Source organism: Massilia sp. IC2-477, assembly GCF_020707265.1.
Lineage (GTDB): Bacteria > Pseudomonadota > Gammaproteobacteria > Burkholderiales > Burkholderiaceae_D > Telluria.
In genome coordinates, this window is the sequence record NZ_JAJFEQ010000013.1 from 95,150 (window position 1) to 118,186 (window position 23,037).

At 61.9% G+C, this 23,037-nt stretch carries 21 protein-coding genes and 5 tRNA genes; all 26 read left to right on the forward strand.

Features of this window, described 5'->3' with window-relative positions; translation table 11 throughout:
- The first annotated feature begins 149 nt into the window (after positions 1 to 149).
- Positions 150 to 1,112 carry an ACP S-malonyltransferase gene (gene fabD, locus LK542_RS21975; protein WP_227813584.1) on the forward strand — a complete coding sequence of 321 codons (963 nt, stop codon included), beginning with the start codon at positions 150 to 152 and terminating at the stop codon, positions 1,110 to 1,112.
- 33 nt (positions 1,113 to 1,145) lie between these two features.
- Positions 1,146 to 1,883, forward strand: coding sequence for a 3-oxoacyl-ACP reductase FabG (fabG, locus tag LK542_RS21980; RefSeq protein ID WP_227813585.1), 738 nt, complete (start codon positions 1,146 to 1,148; stop codon positions 1,881 to 1,883).
- 169 nt (positions 1,884 to 2,052) lie between these two features.
- Positions 2,053 to 2,292 carry an acyl carrier protein gene (acpP, locus tag LK542_RS21985; RefSeq protein ID WP_020653257.1) on the forward strand — a complete coding sequence of 80 codons (240 nt, stop codon included), beginning with the start codon at positions 2,053 to 2,055 and terminating at the stop codon, positions 2,290 to 2,292.
- A gap of 32 nt (positions 2,293 to 2,324) precedes the next feature.
- Positions 2,325 to 3,575, forward strand: coding sequence for a beta-ketoacyl-ACP synthase II (gene fabF / locus LK542_RS21990; RefSeq protein ID WP_227802182.1), 1,251 nt, complete (start codon positions 2,325 to 2,327; stop codon positions 3,573 to 3,575).
- A gap of 157 nt (positions 3,576 to 3,732) precedes the next feature.
- Positions 3,733 to 4,230, forward strand: coding sequence for a hypothetical protein (locus LK542_RS21995; RefSeq protein WP_227813586.1), 498 nt, complete (start codon positions 3,733 to 3,735; stop codon positions 4,228 to 4,230).
- Positions 4,231 to 4,291: 61 nt separating this feature from the next.
- Complete coding sequence (gene rpoE / locus LK542_RS22000) at positions 4,292 to 4,894, forward strand: RNA polymerase sigma factor RpoE (protein WP_227802184.1); 603 nt, start codon at positions 4,292 to 4,294, stop codon at positions 4,892 to 4,894.
- A 29-nt stretch (positions 4,895 to 4,923) separates the two neighbouring features.
- The gene (locus tag LK542_RS22005) at positions 4,924 to 5,358 is read left to right on the forward strand and encodes a sigma-E factor negative regulatory protein (protein WP_227813587.1); all 435 of its coding nucleotides are present in this window, start codon (positions 4,924 to 4,926) and stop codon (positions 5,356 to 5,358) included.
- Between the two features lie 202 nt (positions 5,359 to 5,560).
- Entirely contained in the window at positions 5,561 to 7,042 is a 1,482-nt protein-coding gene (locus LK542_RS22010; protein ID WP_227813588.1) for a DegQ family serine endoprotease, read from the forward strand.
- Positions 7,042 to 7,311 (forward strand): glutaredoxin family protein, encoded by a 270-nt coding sequence (locus LK542_RS22015; protein WP_227802187.1) that lies wholly within the window; start codon positions 7,042 to 7,044, stop codon positions 7,309 to 7,311. The genes LK542_RS22010 and LK542_RS22015 overlap by 1 nt, the downstream gene beginning before the upstream one ends.
- 270 nt (positions 7,312 to 7,581) lie before the next feature.
- On the forward strand, positions 7,582 to 9,375 hold the full coding sequence (lepA, locus tag LK542_RS22020) for a translation elongation factor 4 (protein ID WP_227813589.1): 1,794 nt from the start codon (positions 7,582 to 7,584) through the stop codon (positions 9,373 to 9,375).
- Positions 9,376 to 10,293 (forward strand): signal peptidase I, encoded by a 918-nt coding sequence (gene lepB, locus LK542_RS22025; RefSeq protein WP_227813590.1) that lies wholly within the window; start codon positions 9,376 to 9,378, stop codon positions 10,291 to 10,293.
- 15 nt (positions 10,294 to 10,308) lie between these two features.
- The gene (locus LK542_RS22030) at positions 10,309 to 10,710 is read left to right on the forward strand and encodes a DUF4845 domain-containing protein (protein ID WP_227802189.1); all 402 of its coding nucleotides are present in this window, start codon (positions 10,309 to 10,311) and stop codon (positions 10,708 to 10,710) included.
- 48 nt (positions 10,711 to 10,758) lie between these two features.
- Complete coding sequence (rnc, locus tag LK542_RS22035; RefSeq protein ID WP_227813591.1) at positions 10,759 to 11,553, forward strand: ribonuclease III; 795 nt, start codon at positions 10,759 to 10,761, stop codon at positions 11,551 to 11,553.
- Entirely contained in the window at positions 11,550 to 12,470 is a 921-nt protein-coding gene (era, locus tag LK542_RS22040; protein ID WP_227813592.1) for a GTPase Era, read from the forward strand. The genes rnc and era overlap by 4 nt, the downstream gene beginning before the upstream one ends.
- Before the next feature lie 24 nt (positions 12,471 to 12,494).
- Positions 12,495 to 13,286: a DNA repair protein RecO gene (recO, locus tag LK542_RS22045; protein WP_227802192.1), complete on the forward strand. Its 792-nt coding sequence runs from the start codon at positions 12,495 to 12,497 to the stop codon at positions 13,284 to 13,286.
- An 11-nt stretch (positions 13,287 to 13,297) separates the two neighbouring features.
- Positions 13,298 to 14,071 carry a pyridoxine 5'-phosphate synthase gene (pdxJ, locus tag LK542_RS22050; RefSeq protein ID WP_227813593.1) on the forward strand — a complete coding sequence of 258 codons (774 nt, stop codon included), beginning with the start codon at positions 13,298 to 13,300 and terminating at the stop codon, positions 14,069 to 14,071.
- Position 14,072: 1 nt separating this feature from the next.
- Entirely contained in the window at positions 14,073 to 14,474 is a 402-nt protein-coding gene (acpS, locus tag LK542_RS22055) for a holo-ACP synthase (protein ID WP_227813594.1), read from the forward strand.
- Positions 14,475 to 14,669: 195 nt separating this feature from the next.
- Positions 14,670 to 16,562, forward strand: a complete 1,893-nt coding sequence (gene uvrC, locus LK542_RS22060; protein WP_374040226.1) for an excinuclease ABC subunit UvrC — start codon at positions 14,670 to 14,672, stop codon at positions 16,560 to 16,562.
- A gap of 299 nt (positions 16,563 to 16,861) precedes the next feature.
- Positions 16,862 to 17,440 carry a CDP-diacylglycerol--glycerol-3-phosphate 3-phosphatidyltransferase gene (gene pgsA / locus LK542_RS22065; RefSeq protein ID WP_227813595.1) on the forward strand — a complete coding sequence of 193 codons (579 nt, stop codon included), beginning with the start codon at positions 16,862 to 16,864 and terminating at the stop codon, positions 17,438 to 17,440.
- 89 nt (positions 17,441 to 17,529) lie between these two features.
- A tRNA-Gly gene (locus LK542_RS22070) sits at positions 17,530 to 17,605 on the forward strand.
- Between the two features lie 80 nt (positions 17,606 to 17,685).
- Positions 17,686 to 17,761 (forward strand) — tRNA-Gly (locus LK542_RS22075).
- Positions 17,762 to 17,813: 52 nt separating this feature from the next.
- Positions 17,814 to 17,889: transfer RNA gene (locus LK542_RS22080), tRNA-Gly, on the forward strand.
- 27 nt (positions 17,890 to 17,916) lie between these two features.
- Positions 17,917 to 17,992 (forward strand) — tRNA-Gly (locus LK542_RS22085).
- A 74-nt stretch (positions 17,993 to 18,066) separates the two neighbouring features.
- Positions 18,067 to 18,140, forward strand: a tRNA-Cys gene (locus tag LK542_RS22090).
- Between the two features lie 651 nt (positions 18,141 to 18,791).
- On the forward strand, positions 18,792 to 20,696 hold the full coding sequence (locus LK542_RS22095; protein ID WP_227813596.1) for a hypothetical protein: 1,905 nt from the start codon (positions 18,792 to 18,794) through the stop codon (positions 20,694 to 20,696).
- Complete coding sequence (locus LK542_RS22100) at positions 20,687 to 22,417, forward strand: hypothetical protein (protein WP_227813597.1); 1,731 nt, start codon at positions 20,687 to 20,689, stop codon at positions 22,415 to 22,417. The genes LK542_RS22095 and LK542_RS22100 overlap by 10 nt, the downstream gene beginning before the upstream one ends.
- The last annotated feature ends 620 nt before the right edge of the window (positions 22,418 to 23,037 follow it).

Sequence of the window (23,037 nt, forward strand, 5' to 3'; positions counted from 1 at the left end):
TAGGGTGGGCGGCTCCGCCGCCCACGCGGTGATAGGTACCGGCAAGATCATCGCGCCCGACATTTGAACCGATAACAATCACCGCGTGGGCGTTCGTAATTCCGGACATTGCCCGAAATTACCCCGCGCACCCTACGGAGAACAATAAAATGAACAAATTCGCTTTCCTGTTTACGGGCCAGGGCGCCCAGGCCGTCGGCATGCTGAACGGCTTCGCCGGCAACCCGGTCGTCGAGCAGACCGTCGCCGAAGCATCCGATGCACTCGGCTTCGACCTCGGCAAGCTGATCGCCGAAGGCCCGAAGGAAGACCTCGACCTCACCACCAATACCCAGCCCGTGATGCTGACCGCCGCGGTCGCCGTGTACCGCGCCTGGATCGCCGCCGGCGGCTTGGCGCCGTCGCTGGTGGCCGGCCACAGCCTGGGCGAATACTCGGCCCTGGTGGCTGCGGGCGTGATCAAGTTCAAGGACGCGGTGCCGCTGGTGCGCTTCCGCGCCCAGTCGATGCAGGACGCGGTGCCGGTCGGGCAGGGCGGCATGGCCGTCGTGCTGGGCCTGCAGGCCGAGGACGTGCGCGCCGTCTGCGCGGAAGCCGTCAGCGGGGAAAATGCGGGCGAAGTCGTGGAAGCCGTGAACTTCAACGAGCCGACCCAGATCGTGATCGCCGGCCACGCTAGCGCGATCGACCGCGCCTGCGAGATCGCCAAGGCCAAGGGCGCCAAGCGCGCCATGAAGCTGGCCGTGTCGGCCCCCTTCCACTCGTCCTTGCTCAAGCCGGCCTCGGATCGTTTGCGCGAGTACATGGAAAACATCGAATTCTCCGCGCCGCAGATCGACTTGATCAACAACGTCGACGTCGCTATCCTGCACGATCCGGCTGCGATCAAGGACGCCCTCGTGCGCCAGGCGGCCGGTCCGGTGCGCTGGGTCGAGACCATGCAGAAGATGGCCGCCAGCGGTGTCACCCAGGTGATCGAATGCGCGCCGAGCAAGACCCTGATTGGGATGGCCAAGCGCATTGACCCGGCGCTCGCCGGCGAAGCCCTGGTCGACCAGGCTGCGCTGGAGCGGGTCCTGGCGTCGCTCGGTGCGGCCGACAGCGCGGCCTGAAGCACATCAAGCACACCACATAAGAGGAAAAGCATGAATCTGGAGAACCAAGTCGCTCTCGTCACCGGCGCTTCGCGCGGCATCGGCAAGGCCATCGCGCTGGAGCTGGCGCGCCAGGGCGCCAAGGTCGTCGGCACCGCCACCAGCGAATCCGGCGCCGCGGCGATCACCGATTACCTGAAGGAGTTCGGCGGCAAGGGCGTGGTCCTGAACGTCACCGACGCGGCCCAGTGCGCCGCCGTGGTCGAGGACACGCAAAAAGGCTTCGGCAGCCTGTCTATCCTGGTCAACAACGCCGGCATCACCCAGGACAACCTGGCCATGCGCATGAAGGACGAGGAGTGGGACAGCGTCATCTCGACCAACCTCACCGCCGTCGGCCGCCTGTCGCGCCTGGTGCTGCGCGGGATGATGAAGGCCAAGCACGGCCGCATCATCAACATCACCTCGGTGGTGGGCGCCTCCGGTAATCCGGGCCAGATGAACTATGCCGCCGCCAAGGCCGGCGTGGCCGGCATGACCCGCGCGCTGGCGCGCGAGATCGGCAGCCGCAACATCACCGTCAACTGCGTCGCCCCGGGCTTCATCGATACCGACATGACCAAGGCGCTGGGCGAAGGCCAGCACGAAGCGCTGCTGGGCCAGATCCCGCTGGGCCGCCTGGGCCAGCCGGAAGACATCGCCCACGCCGTCGCCTTCCTGGCCGGCCCGACTGCCGCCTATATCACGGGCAGCGAGCTGCACGTGAATGGCGGCATGTATATGAATTAACAAGGTAAAATGCCGGGTTTCGACGCTCGCGAAGAAAATCCGGTGTAATCGCCTCTTTTAGCAGTAATTTCGGTGGAAATAACCGTTATCGCCGAAAGTAGTTTTTCACCGCGCAAACCTGATAAAATGCGCGCACTTTCCGCAACACATACCTTAATGGAGCCATAACATGTCGGATATCGAACAACGCGTTAAAAAAATCGTCGCTGAGCAACTGGGCGTTGCAGAAGCAGACATCAAAATCGAATCCTCGTTCGTTGACGACCTCGGCGCTGACTCGCTGGACACCGTGGAACTGGTGATGGCACTGGAAGACGAGTTCGAAATGGAAATCCCTGACGAGCAGGCTGAGAAGATCACCACCGTCAAGCAAGCCATCGACTACGCTACCGCGCACGTCAAGGCCTAAGCTGTCGCTTTAAAAGTTTCTGGGAGAATCGCTTGAGCCGTTCACGCAACCGCCGTGTCGTCGTTACCGGCCTGGGCTGCATTTCACCAATCGGCAATACCATTGCCGAGGCGTGGGAAGCGGCGCTGGCCGGTAAGTCGGGCATTGCCAACATCACCAAGTTCGACGCGACGCCGTTCACGACGCAATTCGCCGGTGAAGTGAAGAACTTCAAGGTGGAAGATTACCTGCCGGGCAAGGAAGGCCGTAACATGGATAGCTTTATCCATTACGGCATGGCCGCCGGCATCCAGGCCCTGCAGGATTCGGGCCTGGAAGTGACCGAGGAAAACGCGGACCGCATCGGTGTGACCATCGGTTCGGGTATCGGCGGCCTGCCGATGATCGAAGCCACCAAGGAAGAGTACATGAATCGCGGCCCGCGCCGCATCTCGCCCTTCTTCGTGCCGGCATCGATCATCAACATGATCTCGGGCGATCTCTCGATCAAATTCGGCCTGCGCGGCCCGAACCTGGCGATCGTCACCGCCTGCACCACCGGCCTGCACTGCATCGGCGCCGCCGCTCGCCTGATCGAGTACGGCGATGCCGACGTGATGATCGCCGGCGGTGCGGAGTCGACCGTGTCGCCGCTGGGCCTGGGCGGCTTCGCCTCGGCACGCGCGCTGTCGACCCGCAACGACGACCCGACCACCGCGTCCCGTCCGTGGGACAAGGACCGCGACGGCTTCGTGCTGGGCGAGGGCGCCGGCGTGATGGTGCTCGAAGAGTACGAACACGCGGTCAAGCGCGGCGCGAAGATCTACGCCGAAGTCATCGGCTTCGGCATGAGCGCGGACGCCAACCACATCACTTCGCCGGTCGAGGATGGCAGTGGCGCGGCGCGCTGCATGGTGGCGGCACTGCACAACGCGGGCCTGAACGCGAGCGAAGTCCAGTACGTCAACGCGCACGGCACCTCGACGCCGCTGGGCGACGTGGCGGAAGTGCGCGGCATCAAGCGCGTCTTCGGCGACCATGCCAAGAGCGGCCTCGTCGTGAACTCGACCAAGTCGATGACCGGCCACCTGCTCGGTGGCGCGGGCGGCCTGGAATCGGTGTTCACCGTGCTGGCGATGCACCATCAGAAATCGCCGCCGACGATCAACATCTTCAACCAGGATCCGGAATGCGACCTGGACTTCGTGGCCAACACGGCGCGCGACATGAAGATCGATTATGCGGTGAAGAACTCTTTCGGCTTCGGCGGTACCAACGGTACCCTCGTGTTCGCCAAAGTCTGAGTTTTTTCATACCGCGGGTCTGAACCAGACCACGCCCATCCCGGTCTAACTGGGATGGGCGCCTGACAGCCTGGACCATTCGGTCCTGCGCATCCCTCCTTGCACCTTCCGCACGGCCCCGGCCAGCGGCGCTCCTTCCTTTCCCTTTTTCGCACCCATGTCGATCGCGGTGACCGTCGTCATTGCGCCGTCGCGCTGCCTGCGCTGCCTGCTCGCCGGCTTCGGCGCTTCCCTGATCGCGGCCGCCTGCGCCGTGGGCCTCGTCGCGCCCGCAGGCTACGCCGGCGGGCCGCTTGTGGCGCTGGCGCCGCTGATCGCCGGGCTATGCGTGGCGCATGCGGCGCTGCGTCCTGCAATGGTGCATCGCATTGATATTTCTGGACCCGGCCAGATACGGCTGACGGTACAACAGGGTGTGCGGCCGGAACGAAGGGCGGCGCTGCCGGCGGTGCTGCTGCCCGGTTCGACACTGTGGCCGCGGCTGATGCTGCTGCGCCTCGGCACAGGCCGTCGTGCCTCCGGGCGGGCCGCTTGCTGCACCGTGCCTGTGCTCCCCGACAGCCTGGCGCCCGACGCCTTCCGCGCCCTTGTCGTGGCGCTCGGCGCCGGTGCAGAGACGGCAGACAGGGCGACGCTGGAGCACAAAATACTTTGAACTTATTGCAGCGGACCAACTCTTATGGAGGAGGACCGTGGCAGCCGATGGGGCAGGGTCCGTGACGACAGAACGCGAGGGTGATCAGGTGTTGGTAGAGCGCGTCCAGGCCGGTGACCGGGGGGCGTTTGATCTGCTTGTGGCCAAATACCAGCGACGCCTGATGCGTCTGGTGTCGCGTCTCGTACACGACCCGGCCGAAGCGGAAGACGTGGTGCAGGAGACCTTCATCAAGGCCTTCCGCGCGCTGCGCCACTTCCGCGGCGATTCCGCCTTCTACACCTGGCTGTATCGCATCGGCATCAACACGGCGAAGAATTTTCTGGTCACACAGGGCCGCCGCGCGCCGACCTCCACCGAGGCCGACGCGGAGCGGGCAGAGGGGTTCGACGACGCAGACAGCTTGCGCGACATAAACACACCGGAATCGGTGTTGGCGAGCAAGCAGATTGCCCATACGGTGAACGCGGCGATGGAAGCCCTGCCGCTGGAATTGCGAACGGCTATTGTCCTGCGAGAAATAGAAGGATTGAGCTACGAAGAAATCTCCGAGGTGATGGCGTGTCCGATAGGAACCGTTCGCAGCCGGATTTTCCGTGCGCGCGAAGTCATCGCCGAGAAATTGCGCCCATTGCTCGATTTCCCGGTTGACAAACGTCGGTAGGTAGCAGGATCGTACATAGGCAGGACAAATTGAACACACCGACGGCGGCGGGTTACCAGATGGACACGAACAAGAAGATACGCGAATACATATCGGCCTTTGCGGACGGCGAGCTGCCGGAAGCCGACCTCGAGCTCGCGCTGGCAGCCCTGCGCGAAGCGGACGGCCGGCAGGCATGGGACCTCTACCACCAGATCGGCGACGCCCTGCGCGGCGAACCGGGACATGCCGAACTGTCTCCCGACTTCGCAGCGCGGCTGGCCGACAAGCTCGCCAGTGAGCCGATGCCGCTACGGCGCGGCGCAGGGCGGCCCAGCACGCCGGCCGACGCCCTTGCGGCCATCGCACCCTCGGTGGTCGCAGCGGGCGAGGCCCTCAACGGCTCCAAGCTGGCCGAGGAAACGGCCGCGCCGCATGACGTGCCCGCTCCCGAGCCCAGTCCAGCCGTCGCCAAGCGGCTCTGATGGGCACGCTTGGATGCAGTGATATGTCCGATGTATCTATGCGGCGCGGTGATTCGTCCAGCGTATCAGCGACTTAGTAAGGTGCGGGCCGGCGCCGGTTTCGTTCCGACCCGGCGTGGGGGCGCGGCACACCGCGCACGGCGCGACAAAGCGTGTTTTTTGGCTTACCATAAAGTCAATCTCAGCCTTCCACGCCAAGTCCATGACCCGTCCATTTCCACGCCGTTCCCCCAGCCTGATCCTGTCGGCCCTGCTGCTCTCCACCACCTGCGCCTTTGCCGGCGGCAGCGCCATCGCCGCCGCCCCGGTCCAGACCCCGGTCGTGACCGGCCTTCCCGATTTTTCCGACCTGATCGACAAGGTCGGCCCGGCCGTCGTCAACATCCGCACCACCGAACGCGTCACGCGCGGGCAGGGCGCGCCCGGTGAAGAAGAAATGCAGGAATTCCTGCGCCGCTTCTTCGGCGGCCAGATCCCGCGCGGCGGCGGGCGTGGCCAGGGTCGCCCCGGCGGCCAGGGCGGCGGTGCGGAAGAAAACGTGACGCGCGGCGTCGGCTCCGGCTTCATCATTTCCGCCGACGGCTTCGTGCTGACCAATGCCCACGTGGTCGAAGGCGCCGACGAGGTCACGGTGACCCTCACCGACCGCCGCGAATTCAAGGCCAAGGTGCTGGGCGCCGACCGCCGTTCGGACGTCGCCCTGCTCAAGCTGTCGGCCAACAACCTGCCTTACCTGCGCACCGGCGACTCGAGCAAGATCCGGGTCGGCGAATGGGTGGTGGCGATCGGCTCGCCCTTCAACCTCGACAACACCGTCACTGCCGGCATCATCTCGGCCAAGTCGCGCGACACCGGCGAATACCTGCCGCTGATCCAGTCCGACGTCGCGGTCAACCCGGGTAACTCGGGCGGCCCCCTGATCAACATGCGCGGCGAAGTCATCGGCATCAACTCGCAGATCGCCACGCTCTCGGGCGCCTACAACGGCATTTCGTTTGCCGTGCCGATCGACGAAGTCACGCGCGTGGCCGAACAGCTCAAGACCAGCGGTAAGGTCACCCGAGGCCGCCTGGGCGTGCAAATCAGCGAAGTCACGCGCGACGTGGCCGAATCGCTGGGCCTGGGCAAGGCGCGTGGGGCCGAAGTCTCGATGGTGGAAGCGGGCGGTCCGGCCGAGAAGGGCGGCATCAAGGTCGGCGACATCATCCTGAAATTCAACAACCAGCCGGTCGAAACCACCCGCGACCTGCCGCGCCTGGTCGGCGCGAGCAAGGTCGGCAGCCGCGCCACCGTCACCGTCTGGCGCCGCGGCGCCCAGCTCGAGGTGCCGGTGACCATCGTCGAGCTGCAGGAAGAGAAGGTCGCGGGCGCCCGCCCGACGCCGCCGAAGAAAGCCCCCGGCGCCGCCCCGAACGCCCTCGGCCTGGTGGTGTCCGACATCACGCCCGCCCAGCGCGCCGAGCTCGGCGCCGATGCCGGCGTGCTGGTCGAGGACGCCAGCGGCAACGCGGCCACGGCCGGCATCCGTCCGGGCGACGTGATCTCCCAGGTTGGCAATACCCAGGTGGCGAATGTGGCCCAGTTCAACGGGATCATCGCCAAGCTCGATCCGAAGAAACCGGTGGCGCTGCTGGTGCGCCGCGGGGACGTGACCCAGTACATCGTCGTGAAGCCGCGCCAGTGATGCGTCCGGTTCCCTTCACCCTGTATTCGCGCAGCTACTGCCACCTGTGCGAGGACATGCTGCAGGCCCTGATGGCCTTGCAGCAGCCGGGCGAGCGCTTCGACGTCGCGGTCATCGACGTCGACCTCGACCCCGCTCTGGTGGCCCGTTTCGACGAGCTGGTCCCGGTACTGTTCGGCGATCCGGCCGGCGAGGAGCTGTGCCACTACTTCCTCGACCCCGCCGCTGCGCGCGGCTGGGCAGATGCCTGCGCACCCGCACCGGCCTGAAACTCGCCGCCAAACCCGGCCATTTGCCCATCCTCCGGGCGAAAACCCGGGTTTCTGCCCCTGGGCGACCCCAAAACCGGGCTTTCCGGCGCGGAATCCGGTAAAATGCCGGGGTCGGAAAAGCGTCTGTCCCTAACACACGCGATTCTCTCGCTTCATCAAGCGCTTCGGCCGGGGCCCGGTACGCCCCCACGGAGCGCTTTTTTGCATGGCGTCTTCGTTTGTAGCCTGCCGCGCTGTCCGCGGCCTTTTTGGTTTTGAGCTTTGTTAATGAACAACATACGTAACTTCTCCATCATCGCCCACATCGACCACGGCAAATCGACCCTGGCCGACCGCATCATCCAGCTGTGCGGTGGTTTGTCGGAACGCGAGATGGACGCGCAGGTGCTCGATTCGATGGACCTCGAACGCGAGCGTGGCATCACCATCAAGGCCCAGACCGCGGCGCTGCAGTACAAGGCGCGCGACGGCCAGACCTACAACCTGAACCTGATCGACACCCCGGGCCACGTCGACTTCTCCTACGAAGTCTCGCGCTCGCTGTCGGCCTGCGAAGGCGCGCTGCTGGTGGTCGACGCCTCCCAGGGCGTGGAAGCCCAGACCGTGGCCAACTGCTACACCGCGCTCGACCTGGGCGTGGAAGTGGTGCCGATCCTGAACAAGATCGACCTGCCGCATGCCGACCCGGACAACGCCAAGAAGGAAATCGAGGACGTCATCGGCATCGACGCGTCCGACGCCACCACCTGCTCGGCCAAGACCGGCCTGGGCGTGGAAGACGTGCTGGAAACCCTGATCGCGAAGGTGCCGCCGCCCAAGGGCGACCCGGATGCGCCGCTGCAGGCCCTGATCGTCGACTCCTGGTACGACCCGTATGTCGGCGTCGTGATGCTGGTGCGCGTGGTCAACGGCACCCTGCGTCCGAAAGAAAAGATCCTGCTGATGGCGACCGGTTCGGTGAACCTGGTCGAGAGCGTCGGCGTGTTCACCCCGCGTTCGGTCGCGCTGCAGGAACTGTCGGCCGGCCAGGTGGGCTTCATCATTGCCGGCATCAAGGAACTGACCGCCGCCAAGGTGGGCGATACCGTGACCCTGGCCGCCAAGCCGGCCCCGGCACCGCTGCCGGGCTTCAAGGAAGTCCAGCCGCAGGTCTTCGCCGGCCTGTTCCCGGTGGAAGCCAACCAGTACGACGCCCTGCGCGACTCGCTGGAAAAACTCAAGCTGAACGACGCCGCCCTGATGTACGAGCCGGAAGTCTCGCAGGCGCTGGGCTTCGGCTTCCGCTGCGGCTTCCTGGGCCTGCTGCACATGGAGATCGTGCAGGAACGTCTCGAGCGCGAGTTCGACATGGACCTGATCACCACCGCGCCGACCGTCGTGTACGAGGTCGAGATGCGCGACGGTACGATGGTGCGCGTGGACAACCCGTCGAAGATGCCGGAACCGTCCAAGATCAATGAAGTGCGCGAGCCGATCGTCGACGTCAACCTGTACATGCCGCAGGAGTATGTCGGTGCGGTGATGACCCTGTGTAACGGCAAGCGCGGCGTCCAGATGGACATGGCCTACCACGGCCGCCAGGTCAAGCTGCACTACGAAATTCCGATGGCCGAGATCGTGCTGGACTTCTTCGACCGCCTGAAGTCGACCTCGCGCGGCTATGCCTCGATGGACTACGAGTTCAAGGAATACCGCGCGGCCGACGTGGTCAAGGTCGACATGCTGATCAATAGCGAAAAGGTCGATGCGCTGGCCATCATCGTGCACCGCGCCAACGCGCCTTACCGCGGCCGCCAGGTGGCCGCCAAGATGCGCGAACTGATCCCGCGCCAGATGTTCGACGTGGCGATCCAGGCCGCGATCGGCGCCACCATCATCTCGCGCGAGAACGTCAAGGCGCTGCGCAAGAACGTGCTGGCCAAGTGCTATGGCGGCGACATCTCGCGTAAGAAGAAGCTGCTGGAAAAGCAAAAGGCCGGCAAGAAGCGCATGAAGCAGGTCGGTTCGGTGGAGATTCCGCAAGAGGCCTTCCTGGCCATCCTGCAGGTGGAAGAAAAATAAATGGATATGCAAACTGTCCTGAGCAATTTTGCCCTGATCCTGTTCGTGCTGATGGTGGTGACCGGCGTCATCTGGTGCCTGGATGTGTTCGTCCTTGCCAAACAGCGCCGCCGCGCCGCCGACATCGCCCTGCGCGAATACGACGCGCGCATCGACAAGCTGGCCAAGGAAGGCATCAAGGCCGACAGCGGCAACCAGCGCGCCGAGATCGAAGCGGCCCACCTGCGCCAGCCGACCTGGATCGAGTACTCGGGCAGCTTCTTCCCGGTCATTGCGCTGGTATTCATCCTGCGTTCCTTCCTGTGGGAGCCGTTCAAGATCCCGTCCTCGTCGATGGTGCCGACCCTGCTGGTGGGCGACTTCATCCTCGTGAACAAGTACGCCTACGGCATCCGCCTGCCGATCATCAACAAGAAGGTGATCGAGATCGCCGACCCGCAGCGCGGCGACGTGATGGTGTTCAAGTATCCGAAGGACATGAGCCAGGATTACATCAAGCGCGTCATCGGCGTTCCGGGCGACACCATCACCTATGAAAACAAGCGCCTGACGGTGAACGGCAAGCCGGTCCAGTACACCCCGATGGACGATTATCTGGATGACCAGCATCCGATTTACCACAAGCAGTTCCTGGAAAACCTGGCCGGCGTGCCGCACCGGATCCTGAACACCGCGGACAAGCGCGGCTTCGACCTGGGCGCCGTGGACTTCGTCAACCATCCTGAAGCCTGCAACTTCTCATACGATAAATTTACCTGTATCGTACCTGCAGGCAATTATTTCATGATGGGCGATAACCGCGACAACAGTGCCGACAGCCGCTATTGGGGCTTCGTACCGGACAAGAACATTGTTGGCAAGGCGATCGTCGTCTGGATGAATTTCGGCAATCCGAAACGGATTGGCGGCATCCAGTAATTTCGGAGATCCACCATGCAGAAGCAAATCCTCGTTCGCCAGTCCGGCATCTCGCTGACCGGCCTGATCCTCGTCCTGGCCGTGCTCGGCGTCGCAGCCGTGTTCGCGCTCAAGCTGATCCCGACCTACACTGAGTACAGCGCGATCAAGGACGCGATCGTGCGCGCCAAGGAAGCTGGCGGCACGCCGCGCGAAATACAGGTAGCCTTCGACAAGACCGCCGGTATCAACGACGTCACCGCTGTCAGGGGCCGCGACCTGACCATTACCCGCGACGACGGCGAAGTGCAAGTCAGCTTTGCCTACGAGAAGCGGGTCCCGCTGATGGGGAACGTCAGCCTGGTGATCGACTACGCGGGCACGACCGATCCGAGCGGCGTGGTGGCGGCCAAGGAAGCCGACGCACCTGCTCGATAAGCAACACGCGGCGTCCACGTGGGTGGGCGCTGAAACCACGACAGCACAATGAATCTACAGTTATTGCAAACACGCTTGGGTTATACGTTCCGGGACACCGGCCTGCTCCAGCAAGCCCTGACCCACCGTAGCCATAGCGCGCTGCATAACGAACGCCTGGAATTCCTCGGCGACTCGATCCTGAACTGCGTCGTGGCGTCGATCCTGTACGAACGTTTCAGCCACCTCGACGAAGGCGATTTGTCGCGCCTGCGCGCCAACCTGGTCAAGCAGCAGTCGCTGTTCGAGATCGCCCAGAAGCTGGAGCTGTCGCAGTTCCTGCGGCTGGGGGAGGGCGAGCTGAAGTCGGGCGGCTTCCGCCGGCCCTCGATCCTGGCCGACACCCTGGAAGCCCTGCTGGGCGCGATCTTCCTCGACACCGGCTTCGATGCGGCGCGCGACGTGATCCGCGCCTTCTACCTGCCGCTGCTCGAGACGGTCGACCCGGCGACGCTGGGCAAGGATGCCAAGACCCTGCTGCAGGAATTCCTGCAGAGCAAGAAAATCTCGCTGCCGACCTATAACGTGGTGGCAACCCACGGCGCCGCCCACAGCCAGGAATTCGAAGTCGAGTGCCTGGTGCCGAAACTGAACGTGCAGGTCTTCGGCCGCGGCGGCAGCCGCCGCGCCGGCGAACAGGCCGCTGCCCGCCTTGCGCTGGAAGCGGCGCAGGCGGCAACGACGAAATCGCCGGCAGCGCGCAAATCGAAGCCACGCACCGCCCAGCTGAAACTGGGCATCGCCACCATCCAGAGCAGCGAACCGGCGGCACAACAGGAACAACCAGGAAGCAAGTCAGCATGAACATCGAGAGCACCACCGACACCAACGCCACCCCAGAGGGCTTCCGCTGCGGCTACATCGCCATCGTCGGCCGTCCGAACGTCGGCAAGTCGACCCTGATGAACGTGCTGATCGGCGCCAAGGTGTCGATCACCTCGCGCAAGGCCCAGACCACGCGCCACCGCATCACCGGCATCCAGACCCGTGACGACGCCCAGTTCATCTACGTCGACACTCCGGGCTTCCAGACCCGCCATGCGAACGCGCTCAACAAGACGCTGAACAAGACCGTCTCGAACACGCTGACGTCCTCGGACGTGATCCTGTTCCTGGTCGAAGCCGGTACCTTCGGCCCGGCCGACCAGCAGGTGCTCGATTTGCTGCCGAAGAACGTGCCGGTGGTCTTGGTCATCAATAAATCGGACCGCATGAAGGACAAGGCGGTCCTGATGCCCTTCGCCCAGAAGATCGCCGCGCTGCGCGACTTCACGGCCATTGTGCCGGTCTCGGCCAAGATGCGCTTCCAGGTCGATGCGCTGGAAAACGAGATCAAGCGCCACTTGCCGGAGAACGCCCCGATCTTCGGGCCGGACGACATCACCGACCGCAGCGAGAAGTTCCTGGCCGCCGAGATCGTGCGTGAAAAAGTGTTCCGGCTGCTGGGCGACGAGCTGCCCTATACCAGCACGGTGATCATCGAGCAGTTCCAGCAGGAAGGCAACCTGCGCCGCATCTTCTGCGCCATCCTGGTCGAGCGCGACACGCACAAGTCGATGATCATCGGGAACAAAGGCGCGCGCCTGAAGGAAATCTCGACCCAGTCGCGCCTGGACATGGAAAAGCTGTTCGACGGCCCCGTGTACCTGGAAATCTGGGTCAAGGTCAAATCCGGCTGGGCCGACAACGAAGCGGGCCTGCGCGCCTACGGCTACGAGTAACTCCCTGGAGGCCGTCCCCACCGCATGCCCAGCCCAGACGACCTCATCGACACACCGGAACAGAGCGTTCCGGTAACGGCCAAGCGCAGCCGCACACCTGTGCGCGAGACCCGGGTGAGCGGCCAGCCCGGCTTCGTCCTGCACAGCTATCCCTACAAGGAAACCAGCCTGATCGTGGACATGTTCACGCGCGACTACGGCCGCGTGGGCGTGGTCGCGAAGGGCGCCAAGCGTCCGCTGTCGAAGCTGCGCGGGGTGCTGCAGACCTTCCAGCCGCTGTCGCTCTCGTTTTCCGGGAAATCCGAACTGCGCACCCTGATCGATGCCGAATGGGTCGGCGGCATGCTGCCGCTGGAGAAGACCGCGCTGCTGTGTGGCTTCTACCTGAACGAACTCCTGGTGAAACTGCTGGCGCGCGACGACAAGCACCCGGCCTTGTTCGATCACTACGTCTCGACATTGAACCAGCTGGCCCATGGCGAGCCGGCGCCGATCGTCTTGCGAAAGTTCGAACGGGCCTTACTTAAGGAAACTGGCGTCGCGGCCGACCTCGGACGTTCGACCACCACCCGCGGCCCGGTCGAGCCGGAACGCGACTACGTGGTCGACCCGGAAAAGGGTGCACGCGAAGCGCTGGCCAGCGACGTGTGGCCGGTGGTGACCGGTAAAACCCTGCTCGACATGGAGCGCGAGGACTACGGCGACCCGGTGACGCAGGGGCAGAGCAAGCAGCTGATGCGCTTCCTGCTGGCGCACCACCTGGGGGGCGCACCACTCAACACGCGCCAGATTTTGATCGACCTGATGCAGTTATAAAGAGACCACAAATGAGCTTCCTGCAACCTGCCGGTTCGGTGATCGACCTCGGCGTCAACATCGACCACATCGCCACCGTGCGCAATGCCCGCGGCACCAGCTACCCGGACCCGATCCGCGGCGCGCTGCTGGCCGAGCAGGCCGGCGCCGACCTGATCACCCTGCACCTGCGCGAAGACCGCCGCCACATCAAGGATGCGGACGTGCTGGCGCTGCGCCCGCTGTTGACCACCCGCATGAACCTGGAAGCGGCCGTGACGCGCGAGATGATCGACTTCGCCTGCCAGGTCAAGCCGCAGGACGTGTGCCTGGTGCCGGAGCGGCGCGAGGAAGTCACCACCGAGGGCGGCCTGGACGTGATCCGCTACTACAAGGAAGTGGAAGCCGCGGTGCAGCAGCTCAAAGCGGAGGGCATCCGCGTGTCGCTGTTCATCGATGCCGACGAAGCGCAGATTGAAGCGGCCGCAAACGTCGGCGCCACCGTGATCGAGCTGCATACCGGGCGCTATGCGGAAGCCGAGGGCGAGGAAGCGGTTCGCGAGATCGAGCGCATCAAGGTGGGCGTGCGTGCCGGCGCCTCGCGCGGCCTGCGCGTGAATGCCGGCCACGGCCTGCACTACACCAATGTGCAGCCGATCGCGGCGATCCCCGACATCCATGAGCTGAACATCGGCCACGCGATCGTCGGCCACGCCCTGTTCGTGGGCTGGGAGAATGCGGTGCGCGAGATGAAGGCCATCATGGTGGCGGCGCGCCTGGGCGTGCGGTACGGCGCAGGAGCCTGAGATGATCTACGGGATCGGCACCGACATCGTCCAGATCTCGCGTATCGAGGCGGCCCTTGCACGCAGTGGCCCGCGCTTCGCCGAGAAGATCCTCGGCCCGCAGGAACTGGAGAAATACCACGCCCGCAGCGCCAAGAACCCGGTGCGCGGGCTGCGCTTCCTGGCCACCCGTTTCTCGGCCAAGGAAGCGTTTTCAAAGGCGATCGGACTGGGCATGCGCATGCCCATGACCTGGCGCTCGGCCCAGATGCTCAACGCGCCCGGCGGCAAGCCGGTCATCGTGTGCAGCGGGGCCCTGGAAGAATTCATGCGCGCGAACGGTTTGAGCGCGCAGGTGTCGATCAGTGACGAAACCGATTATGCGGTGGCCTTCGTGATCGTGACCAAGGACGTGGCCGCATAAAGTTCGAGTGAGCTGGACGTGAGCAAGGAAGAGCAGTGCGCCGCGCAGGAAGACGGCGCGGTCGCCTATGTGGCGAGCGGCGGGGCGGCGATGCCGGTCCCGGCATCTAGGGCCGCGCGCATCGGCGCCGCCAAACCCAGGATCAGGAAAGCAGAAGTCGTCGCGCCGCGCTTGCGGCCGGACAGTTGGCAGGCCATGAAAGAAGAATTGAAAGCGACATTGAAAGGCGACGCAGCGCAGCCGGTGCAGCCGAGCGAAGCGGCGCGCGAACAGGTACTGGCGACGGTCGCCAAGCTGCCCGCACTGCCGGGCGTCTACCGCTATTTCGACGCCAACCAGAACGTGCTCTACGTGGGCAAGGCGCGCAACCTCAAGAACCGGGTGTCGAGCTACTTCCAGAAGAACCTCTCGAGCCCGCGCATCGCGATGATGGTCTCGCAGATCGCGCACCTGGAGACTACGGTGACGAGCAGCGAGGCCGAAGCGCTGATCCTGGAAAACAACCTGATCAAGTCGCTCAAGCCGCGCTACAACATCCTGTTCCGCGACGATAAAAGCTACCCCTACATCAAGATCTCGGGCGGCGAGGCGCCGCGCCTGGGCTACTACCGCGGCGCGCTCGACAAGAAGAACCAGTACTTCGGTCCTTTCCCGTCCGCCTGGGCGGCCAAGGAATCGATCCAGCTGCTGCAGCGCGTGTTCCTGCTGCGCACCTGCGAGGACAGCGTGTACAGCAACCGCACGCGCCCCTGCCTGCTGCACCAGATCGGCCGCTGCAGCGCGCCCTGTGTCGACCTGATCGCGCCGGAAGACTACGCGCGCGACGTCGACAATGCGGCGCGCTTCCTGCGCGGTCGCCAGACCGAAGTGCTGGAGGATCTCGAGCAGAAGATGCAGGCCTACGCCATGGAGCTCAAGTTCGAGCAGGCCGCCAGCATCCGCAACCAGATCCAGGCCTTGTCCAAGGTGCTGCACGCGCAGAGCATGGAGACCGTGGGCGACGCCGACGTCGACGTGATCGCCGTGGTGGTGCAGGGCGGCCGCGCCTGCGTCAACCTGGCCATGGTGCGCGGCGGCCGCCACCTGGGCGACCGCGCCTACTTCCCGACCCACGTCGGCGAGTCGCTGGGAGAGTGCCCGCTCGAGGTCGAGGTGCTGTGCGCCTTCCTGGCCCAGCACTACGCGGGCCAGTTCATCCCGGGCACGCTGATCCTGAACATCGAGTTCGACCAGCCGGAGCTCATCGTCGCCCTGAGCGAGCAGTGCGGCCACCGCATCAACCTGATCTTCCAGCCGCAGGGCCAGCGCCGCCAGTGGCTGGAGATGGCCTGCAAGGGCGCCGAGATCGCGCTGGCGCGCCTGCTGTCGGAGCAGGGCTCGCAACAGGCGCGCACGCGCGCGCTGGCCGATGTGCTGCAGCTCGACGCCGAGACCCTGGACGAACTGCGCATCGAATGCTTCGACATCAGCCACACGGCGGGCGAGGCGACCCAGGCGTCCTGCGTCGTGTTCCACCACCACCAGATGCAGAACGGCGAATACCGCCGCTTCAACATCAACGGCATCACGCCGGGCGACGACTACGCCGCCATGCGCCAGGTGCTGCAGCGCCGCTACGAGAAGGTGGCGAATGGCGAAGGCGTCATGCCGGACATCGTGCTGGTCGACGGCGGCAAGGGCCAGGTCGAGATGGCGCGCCAGGTGTTCGAGGAGCTAGGCCTGCCGATCTCGATGATCGTCGGCGTGGCCAAGGGGGAGGGCCGCCGCGTGGGCCTGGAGACCCTGATCTTCGCCGACGGCCGTGCGCCGCAGGAACTGGGCAAGGAATCGGCCGCGCTGATGCTGGTTGCCATGATCCGCGACGAGGCGCACCGCTTCGCCATCACGGGCATGCGCGCCAAGCGCGCCAAGGCGCGCCAGGCGTCCAGGCTGGAAGAGATCGAAGGCATCGGCGCCAAGCGCCGCCAGCGCCTGCTGGCGCGCTTCGGCGGGCTGCGCGGGGTGATCGACGCCAGCGTGGAGGATTTGATGTCGGTGGAGGGCATCTCGAGTACGTTGGCGGAGGAGATTTATCGGCAGCTGCATTGATTTAGTGGACCGGGGCTTGTGCCCCGGTTTTGTTTTTGGGGCGCACGCGAACTTGGATCCCGGCCTTCGCCGGGATGACGTGCAAAGGTGGCAGGCCGTAAGCGGTGTTCTTCCGCAGCTCTAAGAACCGTCCTCCCGGCGCAGGCGGGAATAGTGCCGCTGGCACTATTCCCCCCAAGTGCGTTCCGCCGCCACCAACGCCCCATTGCACCACATACAGACGAGCTACCTAGTCCAATTTGCAATACCCATGTAGACTGTCGCCCACACTTTTCATTCCCGTAATCAGTGCTTTTTCTATGCCTTTCAACATTCCGATTCTCCTGACCTGGTTACGTGTCGCACTGATTCCGCTGGTTGTAGGCGTCTTCTATCTCCCGACCCACTGGCTGCCACTGGCCGACCGCAACCTGGCGGCGACGCTGGTGTTCATCGTGGCCGCCGTCACCGACTGGTTCGACGGCTTCCTGGCGCGGCGCTGGAACCAGACCTCGGCCTTCGGCGCCTTCCTCGACCCGGTGGCCGACAAGCTGATGGTGGCCGGCGCGCTGCTGGTGCTGGTGCAGCTGGACCGCGTGAATGCGATCATCGCCTTCATCATCATCGGCCGCGAAATCACCATCTCGGCGCTGCGCGAGTGGATGGCCCAGATCGGCGCGACCAAGTCGGTGGCCGTGAGCTCGCTCGGCAAGATCAAGACCGCGGCCCAGATGACGGCGATCCCGATGCTGCTGTTCCACGACGTGATCCTCGGCATCGACACCCACTACTGGGGCGAGTACTTCCTGTGGGTCGCCGGCGTGCTGACGGTTTGGTCGATGTTCTACTACCTGCGCCGGGCGTGGCCGCTTATTAAGGAAAAGGCAGGAAACTTGTAAGAAATGTTCGGTGTCATCCTTGACGTATGGAATAGAATCTCTATAATGCCTGCCTGTTGCGACGACATCGTTGCAGAATGAAAGACGAAGCGGGAGTAGCTCAGTTGGTAGAGCGCAACCTTGCCAAGGTTGAGGTCGAGAGTTCGAGACTCTTCTCCCGCTCCAAGTTTCAAGATGATCAGTGCTCTGCACGATTGGCAATCTTGAAAAAATGTCAAAGTTCTGCAATAATGGTTGTCCTGAATGCGGGAGTAGCTCAGTTGGTAGAGCGCAACCTTGCCAAGGTTGAGGTCGAGAGTTCGAGACTCTTCTCCCGCTCCAGTTTGCTTAGGCGAGCTGGTGCGACAGGTGCAGTAGACAGTAAGACTCCAATGCGGGAGTAGCTCAGTTGGTAGAGCGCAACCTTGCCAAGGTTGAGGTCGAGAGTTCGAGACTCTTCTCCCGCTCCAAAGGTTTTACGACAGTAACACTCCTAAGCGGGAGTAGCTCAGTTGGTAGAGCGCAACCTTGCCAAGGTTGAGGTCGAGAGTTCGAGACTCTTCTCCCGCTCCAAATTCAGAGAAGACATTCCTTCTCGGTTGATACGGCACATAACCGGCCGGGTCAGCTCAGCTAAGATGAAATCTGGCGAGGTAGCAAAGCGGTTATGCAGCGGCCTGCAAAGCCGTCTAGACGGGTTCGACTCCCGTCCTCGCCTCCAGAATATCCTACACCTCGAGATAGGTGTTGATCTAGATCAAATGAATGGCCTCCTTACTGGAGGCCATTTCCTTTATTCCGCGCGAATCTCTAGGTGAGCGACAGTTATTGGCCGCCCTGGCGCACTCTGCGCTTGCACTAAAGATCTTCTTAATCCGCACACTGCCGCTCTACAACGATGCGGAAGTAGCAATCGACCAGCGGGGTGGACGACACTCTGCAGCCAAATCCGTATTTGCGATGGCATACTGCTCTGTATGCCTTGCTTCCGCATTGCAGAATTCCGGTGTGAAGACATGTCTCTACAGTGACAAGTCCCAGGCGTCCGGTTGATATAGCCGCGGCGACGTGATTGCTGACCACTACTCGTATTCGCTGCTCGCTTCGCTGAGCATGCGCGGCGACGCGAATGATGTCAGAACTTGAGGTTTGTCTTCAGAGCCTCATTTTATCAGGCAGTAGAGTTTCTGTAGAATCGAGGCTGTTTATAATAAATAGCGGCGAGCACGTAGTCGATATGCATTTGATAAGCATGGCCGTTGTACTTATAGTCAACACTCCGGCCTGACGTACGTGTCAATCAGAAGAGAACATCATCGAAACCCAAGCCGACTCAAAGCCAAATTTTGCTCCTCGAATCGCAGAGTTAGCGTTGGAGCTCCACCGTAGCGAGGAGCTTGCTCTCAGTATTGAAGTGCCGGACGACTGCTTTCTCGACCTACAGCACCTTTCTCACGTATGCCGACTCGAAGGTAGAACTCTCGTATTTGCTTCGCTGGTGGAACGCAACAGGATCATTGCTGAAGCTGCGTTCGAAGGGATTGGCACCGCACCAGTGATCGACCTGAATGCGCTTTTCGATTCGGCCTATGACTTGTGGCGCTACGAAATCGGACACGACGATCAGGCCTCCGGACGCCTGCTTGCTCTAGCCTCGGACCGTGTGGATATCCTCGCGGCAGGTGCAGACCGGATTCGAATGGGAGCGCGCGCCTTCGACGTTCTCCATCTTCTGGAAGCGGCATTGCCATACCTGACGACACTCGATGTCGACTCGATTGTCGACATCTGCGTGGCCAAGTACGAGCAGACCAAGAATGATATGATGTCAGGCGCTTTCCATGGCGTTCTGGAAGCCTGGCTCAGTACCAGGCCCGGCACAGCAATCGAACTTCATTCCAGGGGGCTAACTTGCTTGACAGAAGTCACGGCGTCTCTGCTTGGGAACGCGATCGCCGCGTTGGCGAATAACGACTTTGCCTTGGCATCAAAGATGGCGCAGGATGATGTTCGATCTGGGGTTGAGCTGCGTGCCCGCGTAGGCGCATGGACCCTCGGGCGCTTGATCGTTCATGAGGGGGCGCCTTCCACCGCAGTCAGCCAACTTACTGATGTAATAATCGAGCTGGCCGGAACTGAAACCGGAGATCTCCGCGCGGAAGTATTGAGAGTCGCCGTGGGGGCCATGCACAAGGTGTCAGCCTTTGATTCGCTGTTGCAGGATCGCGCAGAAAATCGCGATCAGGTCGTCCTGTCTGCGGCTGCATCCAGCCTTTTCTTTAAAGCCGAAGCGCTTCGCGAGCGCGGTGTCACGGAACGCTGGTTTAGGCTACTTGTGGACTTGAGCCCCGAATACCCGGCCGCGATCAGAGATTTCGACTACGCCCTGTCGAGAACGCTGACTGATCCGGCCAATCTTGAGCTCGTTCTCTCAGTACTTACCCAATGGGTCACACAGTATGGCGATAAAGCTGCAATCGCGTCGAACACGGCTGAGTTGTTCGACGATACGATCCGTAATTTGTTCAGACGGAGCGATTACCGCGCACGGCTGCTGACTGACTGGCTGCTCAGTGAGAGGTCTGAACATCCGGGCGCTCTCGCTGGAATTCTTTCAGGAATCGATCATGGACTGGATGTCGTCCTAGAGCTCGATAAGGACCGAATCGATCAACTCACTTCCGGCGATCTCCTGTTTCTTGCGCGACGTCTGCTTGGCTTCGTACACGATCGGGCCCAGGTGACTTCGCTCTCGCTCTCATTACTCAGCTCAAAGGATGCTGAAGCCCGCATCTACCCTGTAGTGCGTACATTGCTGGTCGACGAAATTGGCTACGACTATCCCCTAAGTACAGCGAAGACCCTACGTGAGAACGTTGCAGCGAGAATCGCTGACAGGGACAAGGAGTTCTTGCTCCATCTGGCCGACGTGATCGATCACGTCGTTCAGGCTCAGAACGCTCTTCCTTTCCTAAATGAATTCAGGCCACCGGCCAAGCTTCGCAGGCTTTTTGCGCGTGCACGAGCAAAGCAGATGAGCGCCTCGCTCGAAGAGGCGAATAGGAAATCGGTATTCCGTCAGTTTATGAAGGAGATTCCGATCAAGGCAGGGAACGGGACCTTCAGTTATCGGGATTCGAATTACGGTACATCGACGAAGCTTTCCTCGATCTCTCATTCGATGGAACTGCCGCGCCGGGAGTCGTTCGACCCGATCGGCAATCAGATTCGCCTACGTGGCTTCCGAATCGCCAAGCAAGACAAACCATGCGATTAATCATTTCACAGTTTCTCCGGACATTGCGCGAACGGGACGAGTTTGATCGGCTTTTACCAGATCTGCTACTGGCGATGGGTTACGTGCCACTATCAAAACCCCAGACCGGTGTTCGTCAGTACGGCGTCGATTTGGCTGTCGTCGGGAAGTCACCTATCGACGGTGTGGCCGAACTGCTCCTGCTAGTCATTAAGCAGGGAGACCTGGGACGTCGAGACTGGGATAACGGCGAGCCGACTTCCGTGCGGCCTAGCCTGAATGAGGTTCTGGATGTTTACTTAACCAAGCTTGTCGCGCCCGAGCATGACGCGTTGCGGAAGACGATCATCCTTGCCACAACGGGTGACCTCAAGCAGGACGCCGAGACAAACTGGACAGCATTCAAGGAAAGTAATGGCGCCAAGGCGGGCTTCGATTTCTGGGGCGCGGACAAGGTCTCTGATCTAGTTGAGCGGTATTTGCTCGACGAGCACTTGTTTGCTCCTGAGGATCGAACGGATCTTCGTAAATGTCTGGCTCTCGCTGCAGATCCGGATTACGACTTCCGTGACTTCAATCGATTGCTACTTCGACAGCTTGGCTTGTCTGCAGAGGGCGAGGTAGAAGACCCGGATGTCGCGCCGAATCGTTTGCAGAAGGCGCTGAGGCGTATCCATCTCGCGGCGAGCATCAGCGCCCACTGGGCCCAAGCGGAAGGCGACTCGCGTCAAGCGCTATGGATCAGCGAACGGACGATTCTATGGGCATGGCATAGAGTGCAGCTCATGAAGCCTGAGGATCAGCCAAAACTTCATGCGTCCATCGCCGCAATATGGCAGTCGTATACCGATGCTGCAGCAAGATATTTCGAAGTGGTTAATCCCCATTTCCATGTTCGCGACGGTATGGCTGGATACGCGAGCGAGGGGGCTGCATTCTCGATTGTCCTGTTCGAGCACATCGGACTAATCGGCGTCATTGGTCTGCATTGCTGTCTCACCCATGGTGAGAGCGAAGAGGAGCTGACGAGGATTTCGGCCAACGTCACAGCCGTGGCTGACAGCCTATGTGCCTTGATTAACAATCATGGGGCAAGCGCGTCTCCCCGCTTGGACAACCACATCATTGATATCACTCTTGCACTGATTTTTCTGTTCTTCGCAGGACGACAAGAGGTTGCACGGGCGTGGCTTTCTCAAATCGCATGGCGTCTCGACTACTGTTTTGCCACTCGGTCAAATTTCCCCGTGTCGACCGATTCGCTGGAAGACCTCGTAGAGATCGAGGTGGATCGTGGCGACGCGAGCCTGACCGACAAGCTCATGCGCACTTCCTGGACATTGGCCACTGTTTCCGCCTGTTGTGCAATGTTGGGCCTGGACGAACTCTATCTGGCACTAGCGCGTGGTGTGGCTGACCGCTACAGCAACGTTTGTGCACAACTGTGGCATCCTACCGAAGGCTGGCATTCCTATTGGTACTTTAAATCCTGTCTCGACGAAGGCGAAGCCGAAGCACCGTACGCACTGTTGCCGTTGGCCAGCGACATGAGGAAAAGAATCGCAGAATTCCTGGAGCGGGACGAATACGACTGGATCAAGTCCTCACCTAGTGTCGCCCATGGACTATGGGGTCTTGATTTTATGGCGTGCCGCCACTTTCGCATGCCAGTGCCTGCGTCAGCGTGGTATCGCTTGCTAGACGATGTGCAGCTAAGACCTGACGGGGCTGCGGAGGGCTAACCCACTTCTATAAGAAATTTAATAAATTGCAACGCTCGTCTTGATATTTTGGGTCACCAAAAGACTTTTCTGTTCAGTAGACAGTGACGAGCATATTCTTGCCTTACAGAGGTCACGGCCACCGTTGCGAGAATTTCGCTAAGGCGCAGGATGCGTATGTAGCTATAGGCGGACAATCGCCCCGATAGCGCATTGCATGAAGCCAGCGACTACCTCGTCAAGGATCGCCGGTACTCAGCCTTCGGAGTGGCGCTCATCAGCATGCATTACAGCTGTAAAGAGGGCCAGTACGACGGGCAACCTAACCCAGACGCGATGGGTTTGATGTGGGTTTGACAACTCTGGTCGTTAGGGCATCTATGTTTTGAAGTCTCTAAACGTATCAAAGTAAGTGAGAAAGCAGTGAGAATGGGATGCAGGTCTGATAAGATGCTCGAAATTTACTTGCTCAGCTATGAAGAGACGGAATGCACAATTTAATCCTAAGAGAGCACTTGCTTCGTGCGATCCCGATAGCATGCAGTATGCGTTGAGCCTCCTAGATCGTCTTGGGTATGGGGGCAATTCTGAGCACAAGAAGAACCCTGGCGACTTTGGTCTTACTCCTCCAAGTGGCCCGC

Coding starts and splice junctions, on each gene's coding strand:
- fabD (WP_227813584.1), top strand. CDS start 150: ATGAACAAATTCGCTTTCCTGTTTACGGGCCAGGGCGCCCAGGCCGTC.
- fabG (WP_227813585.1), top strand. CDS start 1,146: ATGAATCTGGAGAACCAAGTCGCTCTCGTCACCGGCGCTTCGCGCGGC.
- acpP (WP_020653257.1), top strand. CDS start 2,053: ATGTCGGATATCGAACAACGCGTTAAAAAAATCGTCGCTGAGCAACTG.
- LK542_RS21995 (WP_227813586.1), top strand. CDS start 3,733: ATGTCGATCGCGGTGACCGTCGTCATTGCGCCGTCGCGCTGCCTGCGC.
- LK542_RS22010 (WP_227813588.1), top strand. CDS start 5,561: ATGACCCGTCCATTTCCACGCCGTTCCCCCAGCCTGATCCTGTCGGCC.
- LK542_RS22015 (WP_227802187.1), top strand. CDS start 7,042: ATGCGTCCGGTTCCCTTCACCCTGTATTCGCGCAGCTACTGCCACCTG.
- lepA (WP_227813589.1), top strand. CDS start 7,582: ATGAACAACATACGTAACTTCTCCATCATCGCCCACATCGACCACGGC.
- lepB (WP_227813590.1), top strand. CDS start 9,376: ATGGATATGCAAACTGTCCTGAGCAATTTTGCCCTGATCCTGTTCGTG.
- LK542_RS22030 (WP_227802189.1), top strand. CDS start 10,309: ATGCAGAAGCAAATCCTCGTTCGCCAGTCCGGCATCTCGCTGACCGGC.
- rnc (WP_227813591.1), top strand. CDS start 10,759: ATGAATCTACAGTTATTGCAAACACGCTTGGGTTATACGTTCCGGGAC.
- era (WP_227813592.1), top strand. CDS start 11,550: ATGAACATCGAGAGCACCACCGACACCAACGCCACCCCAGAGGGCTTC.
- recO (WP_227802192.1), top strand. CDS start 12,495: ATGCCCAGCCCAGACGACCTCATCGACACACCGGAACAGAGCGTTCCG.
- pdxJ (WP_227813593.1), top strand. CDS start 13,298: ATGAGCTTCCTGCAACCTGCCGGTTCGGTGATCGACCTCGGCGTCAAC.
- acpS (WP_227813594.1), top strand. CDS start 14,073: ATGATCTACGGGATCGGCACCGACATCGTCCAGATCTCGCGTATCGAG.
- uvrC (WP_374040226.1), top strand. CDS start 14,670: ATGAAAGAAGAATTGAAAGCGACATTGAAAGGCGACGCAGCGCAGCCG.
- pgsA (WP_227813595.1), top strand. CDS start 16,862: ATGCCTTTCAACATTCCGATTCTCCTGACCTGGTTACGTGTCGCACTG.
- LK542_RS22100 (WP_227813597.1), top strand. CDS start 20,687: ATGCGATTAATCATTTCACAGTTTCTCCGGACATTGCGCGAACGGGAC.